Source organism: Paenibacillus sp. FSL F4-0236, from assembly GCF_038000135.1.
Classification (GTDB): Bacteria; Bacillota; Bacilli; order Paenibacillales; family Paenibacillaceae; genus Paenibacillus_AQ.
The window spans coordinates 636,718-651,614 of record NZ_JBBOBK010000001.1 but is presented as its reverse complement, the minus strand read 5'-3'; the positions used below and the strand labels follow the sequence as shown (position 1 = coordinate 651,614).

Sequence of the window (14,897 nt, the reverse complement as noted above, 5' to 3'; positions counted from 1 at the left end):
AAATAGAGCCGGGATATTCTCCCGGCTCTACCTAATTTCTACTCGTCGATCTTCAGTACTGCCATGAATGCTTCTTGTGGTACCTCTACGCTACCTACTTGCTTCATGCGTTTCTTACCTTCTTTTTGTTTCTCTAGCAGCTTCCGCTTACGCGAAATATCACCGCCGTAACATTTTGCAAGTACGTTTTTGCGCATCGCCTTAACGGTTTCACGCGCAACCACCTTCGTACCCACAGAGGCTTGAATCGGCACTTCGAACATTTGACGAGGGATAATCCCACGTAGTTTCTCACAAATGATACGACCGCGGTTGTATGCACGATCACGGTGAACGATAAAGGACAAGGCATCGACCTGCTCATTGTTAAGCAAGATATCCATCTTGACCAGATTCGAACGACGGTATCCGCAAATTTCATAGTCGTAAGAAGCATATCCTTTCGTACCGGATTTCAACTGATCAAAGAAATCATAAACGATCTCTGACAGCGGAATCTCGTACGTAATCGTTACACGATTAGTATCTAGATATTCCATATTTACGAACTCGCCGCGTTTGTTCTGGCACAGCTCCATTACAGTACCTACGAAGTCGTTAGGCACAATGATCGCTGCTTTAACATATGGCTCTTCAATGTAGTCAATCGTTCCGATTTCCGGATAATGTGACGGGTTGTCGATCTGAATCATTTCGCCATTGGTCAGCATAATTCGATAAATAACACTCGGTGCTGTTGTAATTAGCGGCAAATTGAACTCGCGCTCAATCCGCTCTTGAATGATCTCCATATGCAAGAGTCCAAGGAATCCGCAACGGAAACCAAATCCAAGCGCGCTCGAGCTTTCCGGCTCAAAGCTTAGCGAAGCATCATTAAGCTGGAGCTTCTCCAATGCCTCACGAAGATCGTTATAATCGGAGGTCTCAATCGGATACAAACCGCAATATACCATCGGGTTGATCTTACGGTAACCTGGAAGCGGCTCAGCAGTAGGATTCTTTGCGTCAGTGACAGTATCACCGACACGGGTATCTCCAACATGCTTGATCCCAGCTACGATAAATCCGACATCCCCGATGTTCAATTCATCGACAATGGTCATACGCGGCATAAATGCGCCAACTTCAATGACCTCGAAGGTCTTCTCAGTTGCCATCATCTTAATCTTCGATCCCGCACGGATCTTACCGTCCATTACGCGCACATAGACGATAACGCCTTTGTAAGGATCGTAATGAGAGTCAAAAATCAACGCTTTAAGCGGCTCTTCTGAATTACCGGATGGCGCAGGAACCTGCTTCACCACCTGCTCCAGAATTTCCTTGATCCCGATACCGGCTTTGGCAGATGCCATAACCGCTTCACTGGTATCCAGCCCGATAACATCCTCAATCTCCTGCTTTACCCGGTCTGGGTCAGCGTTTGGCAAGTCAATTTTGTTGAGCACAGGTAGGATTTCAAGGTTATTATCCAGTGCTAAATACACATTGGCCAGTGTCTGTGCTTCAATTCCTTGAGCCGCATCCACAACCAGCAGTGCGCCTTCACATGCTGCAAGACTGCGGGAAACTTCATAGGTGAAATCGACGTGTCCCGGTGTATCAATCAAATTGAGATAATACTCTACACCATCGTCTGCACGATAGGTTAAACGCACGGCTTGCAGCTTGATTGTGATACCACGTTCGCGCTCCAGATCCATCTGATCGAGTACCTGTTCCTGCATTTCACGCGTGGTTAGTGCCCCCGTGTATTCCAAAATGCGGTCAGCTAGTGTCGATTTACCATGGTCTATATGTGCAATAATCGAGAAATTGCGAATTTGTTGTTGTCTTTTCTGAACGTCAGTCATTCCTTACCCCCACAGACAGCCTGATATTAATCCACTTATTATAACAGTACAAGCTTACTCCATCAATCCCGCCCTTACGTAAAACAGAAGAAACAGCTATTCACGTACCCGTGAAATAACTGTTTCTCGTGAAATCATTGTGATTCTTCCGCCGAATCGAACAATGAGACTACCCAGCGTATGCCCTTCTGAGAAGCTTGCTGCAGAAGGCCTGCCGTTTTATCCGCTATCACATCGACTGTCGGCTTTTGTTCCTCAGGAATCAGAATCTGCTCTGGAGTTTTCGTATTATACCCATCTACCACCTTCTGAGGAAGATCTGTAGTTGGCGCAGGATTGCTATTCTGAGGCAATGGAGAAACAGGCGTATATGCACCTGTGATAGGGTCGATCATCATCGGAACATACACATAAGTCTGCCCACCTTGTGTAACCCCATTCTTAATCGGCTGTGATTGCATGCCCGTCACTTGACTGGTTGGCGTAGTCGATAGGTCGGTCCAGCCTGGCAGCAGCTTAGAGACGGCTGCCCCTCCGCTGCCACTAAACTGCATACCTAAGAGTATGCCGACCCCTGCCCAAATACCGACCATAACCAGTTTTTTACCGAAACGAGACATGTAAGCCACTCCTTTTTAAATACTTGGTAATAAAGCTGTTTATTCTAAATTAAATGTCTGTAGCTTAAGAAGCTCCGTTCGACTTTTGAGGTGCTGTAGCATTGGTTTGTCCCTTGCTCTCTTGGGTTGTGGGATTCGTCGCCTTGCCAGCAGCGTTTACCTTCTCCGAGTCATGACTGCTCCAGTACACATCCGCAATAGCGTCTGCCAAAATATCAGCCGTACGCTTTAATTCCTCTGCTGTATTATCAATACCGCCCACTTCAATCAAGACACTGTTAGGTGAGAGGGTTTGGTTGTACTCCCCGTTGTTTCCTTTACCCGCAGCTTTTCCCCATATTCCGCGAGATATTCCTGGGTAACTCTTTTCAATCGTTTGATGAATCTTGTTCGCAAACTCTTCGTTCTTCTTCCAATCTTTATTCGCATGTCCAATAATAAAATACACCTGAGCGTAACTTTTCCCATCAATCACTGCAGTTGTTTTGCCATGACGCTGCGAGTCGCGGTGAATGTCGATAAGTTCACTCATTTCTTGATTTGAGCTCATCGCAGATTTAACCAGCATTCGAGAGTATTTGTAGGAAAAATTCCAGTTATAGTCGGCAATTTTTGTTAGAAAATCTTCTTTGGCATGAACTGTACCAATCCCGCGTTGTTCCAATCTTTTCGTAATATATGATCCTACCAGCATTACATTTTTAGTTGAAACCGCAGAGCTTGGATTTTCGTTCGCTACTCCTAGTAGAGGATTATAGGCCTCCCGAGGATGTGAATGATAGATAAGAATCCGTTTAACTGACGTATCCTTGGTATTATCTGTCTCGCTTTGCGGTTCACTCTTATCCGTACCTCCCGCAGCTCCTGATGGTTCAGGAGACGGAGCTATTGTCGCTTCAGGCTGCTGTGCTGGAGTATCTTCGGGCTTGTCCACTTCGTTTGGAACCGATGGATCAACCTCTTCCCCTCCACCCTCAGCCAGTTCATCCGTTCCCGGATGATAATCAACAGGAGCTCCTGTAGAGCCACCCGAGCCTTTTCGCAAAAGAAATGGATCATCCGCTGCCAAGCCTGGCACTTCACGAGAAACAAGACTCTTCGGATCACTTGGGTTCACACTGGTCAGCAATTGAAATACAAAGGAAGTTACTTTTTCACCTGAAAAAGCAGAAGGCTCTTTCCCTTGCGGTAAATGGGGGACCTCCATCCCCAACAGCTCCATGAAAAATCCACTCGATAGGGAGGCCGCAAGCCCCTTCATAGATGGAATGGGTGAAGAGTTCAACTTCTGTCCGGCCAATCCACCAGCGCCAAGCAGCATGAAAAATACTAGCGAACCTCCGGCCAACAGCAGCATCGTTCTTCCCAGCGATAAAGCATCCAGCACTCTTCCACGTAAACGGCCGATGTTCCAAAGCTGAAACCATTTTTTATTCATTATATTTATGTCCTCCTCCAGCCCTCTGTAATCTCTTATACTCCAAATCTATGAGCGAAAGAGAAATAGTAGAACCCTAAATGAGAGAATAGACATAGAGTCCGGCGAGATACTGTACATCAGCATCCCGCCGGACTTGTGCTAGCTATGATTCAATTAGTGGGTATAAGCGCCGACATTCTCAGGATCGACCGCATCATGCAGGGCCGCGTTCAGACCACTGGCTACAATATTGGCGATGCCTTCAATAAATTCATCGATTTCCTTAGGTGTAACGATCAAATCATGTCCTAGTGGCTCAAGTACTTCCTTCACTAATGACAATCGTTCCTGCTCAGAAATATCGTCTAGCATCCCCATAATTTCCTTGGTGTGACCAGCTCCTTGCCCGAAATGATTCTTCATCATCTCCAGTACATTATTTACAATGGTCGAAGCATAGCAAACTGTAGGAACACCGATAGCAATACAAGGAACACCCAGAATTTCCTGCGTCAATCCGCGCCGTTTATTGCCAATCCCCGAACCGGGGTGGATACCGATGTCGGCAATTTGAATCGTCGTATTGATCCGTTCCAGCGAACGGGATGCCAGCGCATCAATGGCAATAATAAGATCTGGCTTTGTACGATCCACGATCCCCTGTACAACCTCACTCGACTCGATACCGGTCAACCCTAACACCCCGGGAGCAATAGCACTTACCTTACGGTAGCCTGGAGAGACCTGATCCGGCACGAGCTCATAAAATTGCCGAGTAATGAGCGCATTCTCCACCACCAGCGGCCCCAATGAATCTGGAGTCACATTCCAGTTCCCCAATCCAACAATTAGTACAGATGCATCCTTACCAATCCCAATCCTAGTCAGGAAGTCCTCGAATTCGCGAGCAAAGACTTCAGCTACTTTTTGCTGCAAGCCAGTATCTCCGTTGCGCAATGCTGGTACCTCAAGCGTGACATAATTTCCAATCGCGCGACCTATCGCCTGTGATCCGGCAGCGTTAGCCACACCAAGCCGGGTAACTTTTATCCCATCAGACTCTTCCACTTCTTCGTTTACACCAGGGATTGGCGTCCTTTGTGGCCCTTGAGCCATTTCCTTTGCCTCTAACGCCAAGTCCGTGCGTACCGAATATAGCTGCAGATCCGGTTCCATTGTTCCAGCCTCCTAAAAGTTTTGTTAGTATCGCTCCATTGAATTACTTCGGACAAAACTCACATCGGAAGCGATACTTAGTTTTGTGAGTAGACACTTCTTTGAGTTACTTCTAACAAAAACTCAAATTGCAAGCTTCTGCCTATGCTCTTTTGTCGATAGTGTGCGAGAGAAAGCCCTTGTTTATGCAGGTTAAAATGGTTTAATTTGAAAGCTTTAAGTATTGCTTTTTACTACCGGTCATGCTAAACTATTTTAAGTTGTGAATCATTTGATAATGATTTCGAATGTCTTACAGGAGGTGAATGCAATGCCAAATATTAAATCCGCGGTTAAACGCGTAAACACGAACGAAAAACGCCGTGCACTGAACGCTTCCCAAAAATCCGCGCTTCGTACAGCTGTGAAAACTGCTGATGTAGCACTGACAGGTACGGAAGTTGAAACTGCTCAAGCTGCTTTCCAAGCTGCTTCCAAAAAGCTGGACAAGGCCGTAACTAAAGGTCTGGTTCATAAAAATGCGGCTGCCCGCAAAAAATCCCGCTTGGCGAAGAAATTGAACGCTCTTAAGGCTCAAGCCTAAGACGACATTCATAATGAGCAATTGAAGAACCTGACCGCTATGTTTCATACGGTTGGGTTTTTTTGTGCCTACTATTCTATAAATATAAGTAATAGTTTCCTTTAGACGTTAGTTGAATGAAAAAAACCACCTTAGGAAGGTAGTTTTCTTAAATGATCAACTTTTCTCTTTTGAATAAGTTACTTTCATTCCGATTAGGCATTTTTCATAGATGGATCATCTCCATATACTTTTTCCACTGCTTTGTTCAAGTACCTAGCCGCAACATAAACAACTCCAGACCAAGCACTTTATCTATAGCTCCTGTCTTCATCTTATAATCCAGATCAGCTAGTGCACTTAAAATTTGCCGCAGACGTTCACTTGAGAACTTGTGGGCCTGCTCCCCTGCAAGCTTTACTGCATAAGGATGAAGTCCAATTTGAGACGCAATCTGACCTTGCGAATAACTATGTGCTGATAAATCCTTCACCTGCAAAATAATTCGGAACTGCCGCGCAACCAGCGCAGCAATCTTAATGGGTTCTTCCCGCTGCTTCAACAGCTCATACAGCGTATCAAGCGCCTTATCTAGACGCAGATTAGCGATGTCCTCTACAAGCGTAAACACATTTTGTTCCGTTCCGCGATGCACCAGACTTTCTACTGCTTCTGCATCTACGGTTCCGCCCTTACCAGCGAACAAACATAGCTTGTCCATTTCCGCGGATAAGCCCTGCAAACCTGTCCCGGCATTAGTGATAAGAATCTCTGCGGTGCCAGGTGCCATCGTACAACCCCGCTCACGAATCCCTTTCTCTACCCAGCGCAGCAGTTCTTCTGCCCCTAGCGGGTTGAAAGCTAATACCGTACCCGCCGTTTTAACAGTCTTCACAATTTTCTTACGCTCGTCCAGCTTGTCACTATTCACCATAAAGACGATCACACTGAAATCTACAGGATGCTGCAAATAATCACTTAAAATATCTATACGATGCTCAAGTTTGGCATTTTCTTTTCCCGCTGTAAATAACGATGCGTCCCGCACCAGCAATAATTTACGTTCTACCATAAAAGGTACAGTCTCAGCTTCTTCTACCACAGCCTGCACCGGCGTCTCAGAGAGATCAAAGGGAATAACCGCAAAATCGCGATCCTCTTTGGCAATCAGCTGGTCTTCCAGCAATGCCGCGAATTCATTCATTCGAAATTTTTCACTGCCGTACAAAAGGTACAGCGGTGAGATTTTCCCTTGTTTGATTTCTTTTATCGCCGTTTTGGCATCCATTCCGCCACTTCCTTTTCCATTCATCTAGCCCAATTTGCCCAGATTCCTATTGTAGCAAAAAAAACAACATAAATGCACATGCAAAAACGGAGAAACTCTGGCAGCCATGGCCAAAGCCCCTCCGTTTAAGCGGCGCATCTATATAAACGCCGGAGTGAGAAGCCCTAGAAACTTCCCATCCGACGGTCATACCGATGTTCTTCAAATCCTATACTTTCTAGTTCCTGTCCGGTTGCTATAGTATATTCTGAAACTTCGAAAAATGTTCCAGCCTCAATTTAATTTGTTGACGTTGAAGATGGAGTCTTCGATGGTGTCGCCCCAGGTGATGTAACCGGCGTTGAAGAAGCTGCTGCTTCCTGTACAGTGTACACCTTAGTGGTATTCACACCATCTTTCTCCGTCACATACGTGAACTGCGAGCTATCCGCCGACCATTCTCCAGAAATCCAATTTCCTTCTAATGGATAAGAAGTCACTGCTATCCTATCTTCCACTGAACCTTCGGGTGAATTCTTATAAATAACAAGCTGTAATCCAGCAAACTCAATGGCATAATGCCCATCAGGGGAAGTCCAAGTCTGTACATTAGAATCATTAGAATCATTAGAATCATTAGAAATGTTAAAACCCATAACGCCCATTCCGAAGTCATCAGAAGTCTTTAATGATTCCTCCGTAGATGTCGCTGAATCAGCTGCGATCCCTTTATCTATAGAAGCAGGTTGATCCTTCTTATCAGCTTTGGACTGATTATTACCGCCAGCACTAGTATCCGGAGTTTGAACTTTCGTTACAGTATCCGGCTTCGGCGTCATAATCTTCTCCGTAGGATTGGGCTTCACATTATTTGTTGGTTCTGGTATCGACCGTCCTCCAGATCCAGCATTAGTTTCTGTTGGAGAAGTCGGCATCGACGCAGGGTCTACCGGCCCCATCGCTCTATCTAATGCAGCGTTATCTTCATTCACATCAGGAGCAGCTGGTAGAGCCCCCGAATCCGTTCCGCTATTAGCAGGCGCAGCCTCATATGATTCAGCAGAAGTAGAGGCTTGCGAATCAATAGCCATATTATTAGCACTATCGCTGGTCGCTTTACTACTATCCTGCATCATTTGTTCTACCTCTGCCCCAGGCATTTTATCCGGCATATTAAAAATAGCGATCCCTAATATTACGGCAGCTGCGATAGCTCCAATGCCTGTCCGTGCTGCTATAGAGGTTCCCTTGGAAGGTTTACCGCGGGAGCTTTCTCGTGAAAATGGAACTACAACTGGTTCCTCGGTTCTCACAGCGCTTTGTTCACGACTGCTTCGATCCAATTCTGCAAGCTGAGGTAAAATAGAGTCAACCAGACTAAACGGGGGTTTCACGTCTGGCAACTGCTCCAATTCTTTGGAGAGAAGTGTCAGCCGCTCAAAGACTTCCGCGCAGGAAGGACAATTATCGATATGACGGAACATCTCAACAATCTCATCTTGGCTCAAGTCTTGGTCTATATAGCGGTGCATCCATTCCATCACCTCCGCGCATTTCATCCCGATACACCACCTTTCTGGTACTCCTGAAGTCTATTCTGCAGCTGCTGTCTGGCCCTAAACAGATATGATTTCACTGTATTCAAAGGCAAATCCAGGCAGTCTGCAATCTCGTTGTAAGAAAAATCTTGTAAATAGCGCAGGACGATGACTGTCCGATGATGCTCGGGCAATTGATCAATCGCTTCACGTATATCCTCAGCTAAATAAGAGGATAGAACCTCACGTTCCACATTGTGTTTATCCTGAAACACCATTTCATGCTCATCAATAGAAACTGTAGGTTTAGTTCTTCTGAATTTATCAATGCAAATATTGGTAACGATTCGCTGAACCCACGTTTTGAACTGGGCCTTTTCCTCATATGAACCGATTTTGGTATAAACCCGGATCAAGGCCTCCTGAGATGCATCCAGCGCATCTTGTTCATTATGCAAAATGTAGAAGGCGGTTTTATATACATGCCCTTCAATTTCTCGCAATAGGGTGATTAGAGCGTCGCGATCGCCCGCTTGAGCGGCTCTGATGAGTCCCTGCTCCACCACGAAGGTTCCCCCTCTCTATGCAATCTTACTGACGCGCAAGACTGCGAATTTGTTGCAACCCTGTAATTAATATTTTTAGAATACCAAACTTTTCTTAGAACGTCATGTTAAGCCATCTTTTATAAAGTGCTATCGCACATTTCATAGCATTTCGCAGCCAATAATTCCTACTAAGCATACAGGGGAAACTTCAATCATTCAAATACTCTTTTGAATAACTTTATAACAAAAATGACACAAGTATAAACGCCTTCGGCATCCCAATAAGGCCGGCAAGCGTTTAGGTAAGAAATATCCCCCATTTCCAAAAGAAACGGCTTATCCTCCTGTCGGAAAAGAAGCCGTCAGTAAACAAGAAATAACCTTAGTATCGAGCACATAACTCTATTTATATAACACAATCTTGCAGAGCATGAACACTGCGTAGTTGTCCCTAGTTTCATCATCCACAACATACGCCTCTCCATTCTCAAAAATATGAGGGTTATTGTAATTCCTCTCTAATCTATAGATCTGGCCTTCCGTCACCTTACAACCATGAAATGCCGACGCAATTTCTACGTATTCCGCATCCTCTTCATCAGCTGCAAGATACAGCTTTTTATCATGATAAGCAGGCATATACTCACTCCCGGTCCGATAATAAACCATTCCAATTCGTAGACGTCAGTCAATCATCATAACTCTTCTACTTTATAGTTTATTGCCTTTGTCCTCATTCTATACTTTATGAATACATATAATGTAAGAAAATCTGAATGTCGGAAAATATGTATATAAAAAAGGTTGTACGGCTGACATGCGTCAGCTATACAACCTTCAATAAATCTATCTATTCGAATTAAGAAAAACAGAATTAAATATCTTTTACCTCTTTAAATTTTGCCACATACTGAGCTGCAAGATCGGTAATCTGATCGTATCGACCATCCTTCGCAGGTGCAGTCAAATTACCCCCGATACCTACTGCAATACAGCCGTTGGCAATCCATTTTTCCATATTATTCAGATCCACGCCACCTGTTGGCATAATGTTCACATGCGGCATAGGGCCTTTAACCGCTTTCACATAATCCGGACCAAACGCACTGCCAGGGAACAGCTTAAGCACATCCACACCAAACTTCAATGCTTCCTTCATTTCATTTAATGTCATGCAGCCAGGCATGTACGGAATACCATAAAGATTACACATTTTAGCTGTCTCTGCTTCAAAAGAGGGACTGACCACAAATTCCGAGCCTGCAAGAATGGCTATTCTCGCCGTTAATGGATCAAGTACAGTTCCTGCTCCAATCACTGCGCGATCTCCGTACTCCGCTACCAATCGTTTAATCGCCACATCCGCATCCGGAGTAGTAAAAGTTACCTCAATATTATTCAAACCGCCTTCGATACAAGCAACGGACATTTTAAAAGCTTCCTCAGCACTATCAGCACGAATAACGGCTACAACTCCAACCGACGCCACATTCTGCAATACTTTCATTTTCTTCATCAGTAGACTCCCTTTCTCTTGGTACGATCATAGATGAATATGAAATACTAATTTAGATAAACTTTTTTATTAAATTTACTAATCAAAACGATATAATCTATAATCAGATAGTAATAATAATACAGTTAACAGTCAATACTTTTTTATGGATTTAGAGATATAAATTTATCGAAATGACCAATAAACCCTTGTTTTATAAGGAATTATTGGTCATTTGTTTTCTTTTGTCCAAAACAACTTTTGGATTAAAAATCATTCTTTTATTGTACAAAACCGATTTATGTGATAATTTCAAATTATACATCATTATACTGGGATAAATTCATTACCCTAGGAGGAACTCAAATGAGTAAACAGTTGGATGCCGTCACTTTCGGGGAGCCGATGGCGATGTTTTATGCGAATGAAACGGGTCCCCTGCATGAAGTATTTTCGTTCTCCAAAGCGTTGGCAGGTGCCGAGAGCAATGTAGCTACAGGCTTATCGCGCTTAAATCATCCTACAGGTTATGTTACGAAGCTTGGCGAAGATAACTTTGGTCATTTCATTGCTCAAGCAATGAAGAAAGAGAACATTGATACCACCAACATTACTTTTACTAAAGAAAATTCAACGGGTATGTTAATCAAATCAAAGGTTGTTACTGGCGATCCTAAAGTCGAATACTTCCGCAAAAATTCCGCGGCCTCCAAGCTTAGTCTGGTTGATTTTGACGAGGCATACTTTAACGCTGCAGGACATTTACACGTAACAAGTATCTCCACCGCCTTATCCAAGAGCTGTCATGAATTCTCTGTTCATGCTATGGAGTTTATGAAACGACAAGGAAAGACGGTCTCCCTCGATCCAAATCTGCGCCCTAGCTTATGGCCGGATACAGAAACAATGGTGAAGACGATCAATGATCTGGCTACACGCTGTGATTGGTTCCTTCCAGGACTCGGTGAAGGCAAGATTCTTACAGGTCTAAGTACGCCAGAAGAGATTGCAGACTATTATCTGGCGCGTGGCGTCAGCTTAGTCGTCATCAAGCTCGGACCTGAAGGCGCTTACTATAAATCCGCTGAAGGAGAAGGTTATGTAGACGGGTTTAAGGTAGAGCAGGTCGTTGATACCGTAGGTGCAGGTGATGGTTTTGCCGTTGGTGTAATCAGTGCGATGCTGGAAAAGTTTCCGATTGCTGAGGCCGTCAAACGTGGCAATGCGATCGGTGCGTTAGCCGTTATGTCGCCTGGCGATATGGATGGACTTCCGACCCGTGAGGAGCTTGCGAAGTTTATGCAGCAGGAGGTTTAAGCACATAGATTTGAGTATATTCATTAAAAAATGCCGTCTCACAGTTGAACTGTGGAACGGCATTTCTTTGTATTTTTATAGCCTATGCTTATTTATAAGACTTTACGGACTGTCCTTGTTGCAAGGTCGGCGGAAAACGATAAGTGATAGGAACAGAAGCGCCTTTATCCTCGATACAAGAGAGTATAATCTTAGCAGCTTGCATACCCATTTCGTAAGCAGGCTGACGAATTGTTGTAATGACCGGATTATAAATTTGCGCGAACTCCGCATCATCTATACCGATGACAGACAATTGTTCCGGAATAGCAATGGCATTTCGATTCGCATATTTCAAAATCTCTGCTAGCGTGATATCATTCGTAGCCAATAGCGCTGTCGGAGGGTCCGGCAACGCTAAAAGGCGCTTCAGTCCTGTAGCTAATTCTTCTTTTGGCACACTACAGATATACTCCTCACGCAGCGTTAGGTCCGCTTCTTCCATCGCCTTTTTATAACCACTGATCCGCTCTTTACGCGGGGTAATCGCATGTTCCCCTAGCGGCAGGGTGACCAGAGCAATTCGCTCATGACCTTGCTGTGTAAGCTGTCCCACACCTATCTTGGCCGCCATTTCATTGTCGAGCAGCAAGCTCTGCGTAGTGATTCCATCTACCAGACGATCCATAAACACTAACGGAAAATCCGCCTCTATTAGCCGGCTGTATGCAGATGGATTGTTCCCCGTCGGAAAAATTATCAAACCGTCCACCTGGCGGGCAACTAAGGTTTCGACGTACTTGCTTTCTTTTTCCGCATTCTCATCGGCATTGCATATGATTACTTGGATTCCGTGTTGCTGCAGCTCGTTCTCGATCGCCCGGATACATTGAATAGACAGCGAATAATCGATATTAGCAACGATGATTCCGACCATATGCGTCCGATTCTGTTTCAGACTGCGCGCAAGTCCATTCGGTTGATAATTGAGCTCCTCAATCACAGCCTCAATCCGATTCTTCGTCGCTTCACTCATATATTTAAAACGTTTGTTCAAAAATTGGGAGACCGTACTCTTCGACACTCCCGCTTTTTGAGCCACATCATCAATCGTTAACTTCTTCATCGCTTCGGCTCCACTCTTCTCAAAAGAAAATTACTTTATCAAAAAGTATAGCTTTTATTGGGTGAATTATCTACTAAGGAGTGTTGTTCATAAAATCCATATAAAGCTTATTTTGTTGCTCTTCCGATAAAAAAGCCCAATTCTCATCCAGCCACCCCAATCCAGCTTTCATAAGAATATCCGCTTTACGTTGTTCCCCGCCCACTTTATAATCCATGATTAATGTTTCTCCCTTAATCTCTTTAAAACCAATTGCTGTAGCAGATGTTGGAATGCTCATGGTCTCCATATCATAAAGTACGGTTTTCTCTTTGTACTTTTTATCCCCTGCATATTCTAAGTAACTAAGTACGAGCTGCTCATGCTCCTTATCAACAGCAATGATTGACTTGTAATCTAATAGTGTATCTTCGAAGGATTCAAGCGCTATGGGAACCACAGATTCTCCCGCCGCTGCTTTTTTAACATTAAGCATCGAAAATTCACCATCCTCATACATACCTACACCAAGAGTCTTTTTGTAGGAAGTTAACAGGACATAGTCTCCTGCTCCAAAAACACCACTCAAATATTGATAGGTACTTGCCCCTCCCGCATAAAGAGGAAAAGTATATATCCTAGTAGCCGAAGAAGCCGATAGCTCCGTCTGGTCCTTCGAGCTCAGATAAAGGGTGAACGGTTCTGTAGGATGTGTGTACTTTGGCTTCTTGTAGTCAACCATCGGGGGTGGCGGCGACCAGAGGATTCCCGCTGTTGTCTCAACGGCATATGCTTTGCTCTTATCTCTGCTCATTGGCAAAGGCATGTAGTATTTCTTACCGCTAATCTCAAACTCTGCTGGACTTGTCGGAGGCTCTAACGCTTTGTCATTAGTAGCAGGAGTAGAAGAAGGTAGTATCCCTGTAGCTTGTGACTGCACCGATGAAGATTGGACTGGACCATGACTCTTCCATGCGCCTATAGGCAAGTTAAGTGCACCTATCAACAAAATCATAGCCACACTGGTCAGTAGCACACTTTTGTTTATTCGATAACGTCTGTGATTTTTATTTTTAAGCGTAGCAGCCTGTTCGATCTGAATCATCAGCTCAGGTGTAAAGCCTTCTTCAATAAAAGGCTTTTTGCCTGCTTGTGCATACCAATCAGTCTGTCCGATCATCACTGGATTACTATTATCAGCTTTGCCTTTCATTCTCTCTCCTCCTTCTGAATGGCTTGCTTAACCTTCTCCCTCGCTCGCGCGAGTCGAGATTTCACAGTCCCTTGTGGTACATTCAGTAAATCGGACATTTCGCCGATCGATAGTCCATGCTGAATATCCAGTACAAGCACCTCTCTGTTCTTATCTGGTAGGGTCATAATAATTTCCCAGATTCGGTTCGCATACTGATTGCCAAGCGCTTCTCTTTCCGCAGACGGAGCACTTATAGTGACAGGTTGATCCCCAAATGGTATGAATCTGCGCCAAAAGCTATTTTTGCTCCAACTAAAGGCTGTATTTCTAGTAATCGTAAGTAGCCAAGTTTTCATCGACGATTGTCCCCGGTACTTCCCCACATTTTTATATGCCTTCAAGAACACTTCTTGGCTAATATCATTCGCTTGCTCACGGCTTCTAGTTAAGAAAAAAGCATAATTCCACACATCCGATCCATACTCCTCCATCATTTCCCGCAAGGTCATCTCGGACGCATACGCTTCTGCATATGGCATATCTTCGCTTAGCATGTTTCGTCTCACCCCTTGCCTAATAAGACTTTCCAAACTTGAAAAAGTTCCCTTTAAAATAAATAATTAGGTTATATATTACTTAACAGCATAATCTCTATATCTGTCTATTAAAAAGCACCACCGATGAACGCTTAAACGTCATCAGTGGTGCTCACGTGTCCGATTGGGGAGAGCTGAATTTATCTGTAAATAGCTTTCTATTGCATTTCGTGCAATAGAACTTGATTTTCCAACCCCATAAAGAGATTCTGTTGCACTTCATGCA

14 protein-coding genes are annotated in these 14,897 nt (G+C 44.3%); 2 read left to right on the top strand and 12 right to left on the bottom strand.

The window, feature by feature from the left end:
* Positions 1 to 38: 38 nt before the first annotated feature.
* From lepA to gpr, 4 genes are all read right to left on the bottom strand, one after another.
* On the bottom strand, positions 39 to 1,853 hold the full coding sequence (gene lepA, locus NSQ29_RS03010) for a translation elongation factor 4 (protein WP_036677511.1): 1,815 nt from the start codon (positions 1,851 to 1,853) through the stop codon (positions 39 to 41).
* Between the two features lie 134 nt (positions 1,854 to 1,987).
* Positions 1,988 to 2,473, bottom strand: coding sequence for a hypothetical protein (locus NSQ29_RS03005; protein WP_341124346.1), 486 nt, complete (start codon positions 2,471 to 2,473; stop codon positions 1,988 to 1,990).
* A 64-nt stretch (positions 2,474 to 2,537) separates the two neighbouring features.
* The gene (locus tag NSQ29_RS03000; RefSeq protein WP_341124345.1) at positions 2,538 to 3,911 is read right to left on the bottom strand and encodes a stage II sporulation protein P; all 1,374 of its coding nucleotides are present in this window, start codon (positions 3,909 to 3,911) and stop codon (positions 2,538 to 2,540) included.
* Between the two features lie 156 nt (positions 3,912 to 4,067).
* Complete coding sequence (gene gpr / locus NSQ29_RS02995; RefSeq protein ID WP_042191024.1) at positions 4,068 to 5,069, bottom strand: GPR endopeptidase; 1,002 nt, start codon at positions 5,067 to 5,069, stop codon at positions 4,068 to 4,070.
* Positions 5,070 to 5,379: 310 nt separating this feature from the next.
* Here gpr and rpsT point away from each other — a divergent pair, with 310 nt between their 5' ends.
* Positions 5,380 to 5,652, top strand: a complete 273-nt coding sequence (gene rpsT, locus NSQ29_RS02990) for a 30S ribosomal protein S20 (RefSeq protein WP_042130412.1) — start codon at positions 5,380 to 5,382, stop codon at positions 5,650 to 5,652.
* A gap of 247 nt (positions 5,653 to 5,899) precedes the next feature.
* Here the strand turns inward: rpsT and holA are convergent, their stop codons facing one another.
* From holA to NSQ29_RS02965, 5 genes are all read right to left on the bottom strand, one after another.
* On the bottom strand, positions 5,900 to 6,919 hold the full coding sequence (gene holA / locus NSQ29_RS02985) for a DNA polymerase III subunit delta (protein WP_042191027.1): 1,020 nt from the start codon (positions 6,917 to 6,919) through the stop codon (positions 5,900 to 5,902).
* A gap of 278 nt (positions 6,920 to 7,197) precedes the next feature.
* Positions 7,198 to 8,457 carry an anti-sigma factor family protein gene (locus NSQ29_RS02980; protein ID WP_341124344.1) on the bottom strand — a complete coding sequence of 420 codons (1,260 nt, stop codon included), beginning with the start codon at positions 8,455 to 8,457 and terminating at the stop codon, positions 7,198 to 7,200.
* Complete coding sequence (locus NSQ29_RS02975) at positions 8,454 to 9,002, bottom strand: RNA polymerase sigma factor (RefSeq protein ID WP_036677530.1); 549 nt, start codon at positions 9,000 to 9,002, stop codon at positions 8,454 to 8,456. Before NSQ29_RS02975 ends, NSQ29_RS02980 begins: the two co-directional genes overlap by 4 nt.
* Positions 9,003 to 9,386: 384 nt before the next feature.
* Positions 9,387 to 9,623 carry a hypothetical protein gene (locus tag NSQ29_RS02970; protein WP_042191032.1) on the bottom strand — a complete coding sequence of 79 codons (237 nt, stop codon included), beginning with the start codon at positions 9,621 to 9,623 and terminating at the stop codon, positions 9,387 to 9,389.
* Between the two features lie 235 nt (positions 9,624 to 9,858).
* Entirely contained in the window at positions 9,859 to 10,500 is a 642-nt protein-coding gene (locus tag NSQ29_RS02965) for a bifunctional 2-keto-4-hydroxyglutarate aldolase/2-keto-3-deoxy-6-phosphogluconate aldolase (protein ID WP_341124343.1), read from the bottom strand.
* Positions 10,501 to 10,845: 345 nt separating this feature from the next.
* Here NSQ29_RS02965 and NSQ29_RS02960 point away from each other — a divergent pair, with 345 nt between their 5' ends.
* Positions 10,846 to 11,796, top strand: coding sequence for a sugar kinase (locus NSQ29_RS02960; RefSeq protein WP_341124342.1), 951 nt, complete (start codon positions 10,846 to 10,848; stop codon positions 11,794 to 11,796).
* An 88-nt stretch (positions 11,797 to 11,884) separates the two neighbouring features.
* Here NSQ29_RS02960 and NSQ29_RS02955 read toward each other — a convergent pair whose 3' ends face one another.
* The 3 genes from NSQ29_RS02955 to NSQ29_RS02945 form a co-directional block, all read right to left on the bottom strand.
* The gene (locus NSQ29_RS02955) at positions 11,885 to 12,901 is read right to left on the bottom strand and encodes a LacI family DNA-binding transcriptional regulator (protein WP_341124341.1); all 1,017 of its coding nucleotides are present in this window, start codon (positions 12,899 to 12,901) and stop codon (positions 11,885 to 11,887) included.
* A 73-nt stretch (positions 12,902 to 12,974) separates the two neighbouring features.
* Positions 12,975 to 14,093: a hypothetical protein gene (locus NSQ29_RS02950; RefSeq protein WP_341124340.1), complete on the bottom strand. Its 1,119-nt coding sequence runs from the start codon at positions 14,091 to 14,093 to the stop codon at positions 12,975 to 12,977.
* Positions 14,090 to 14,629 carry an RNA polymerase sigma factor gene (locus NSQ29_RS02945; RefSeq protein WP_341124339.1) on the bottom strand — a complete coding sequence of 180 codons (540 nt, stop codon included), beginning with the start codon at positions 14,627 to 14,629 and terminating at the stop codon, positions 14,090 to 14,092. Before NSQ29_RS02945 ends, NSQ29_RS02950 begins: the two co-directional genes overlap by 4 nt.
* Between the last annotated feature and the right edge of the window lie 268 nt (positions 14,630 to 14,897).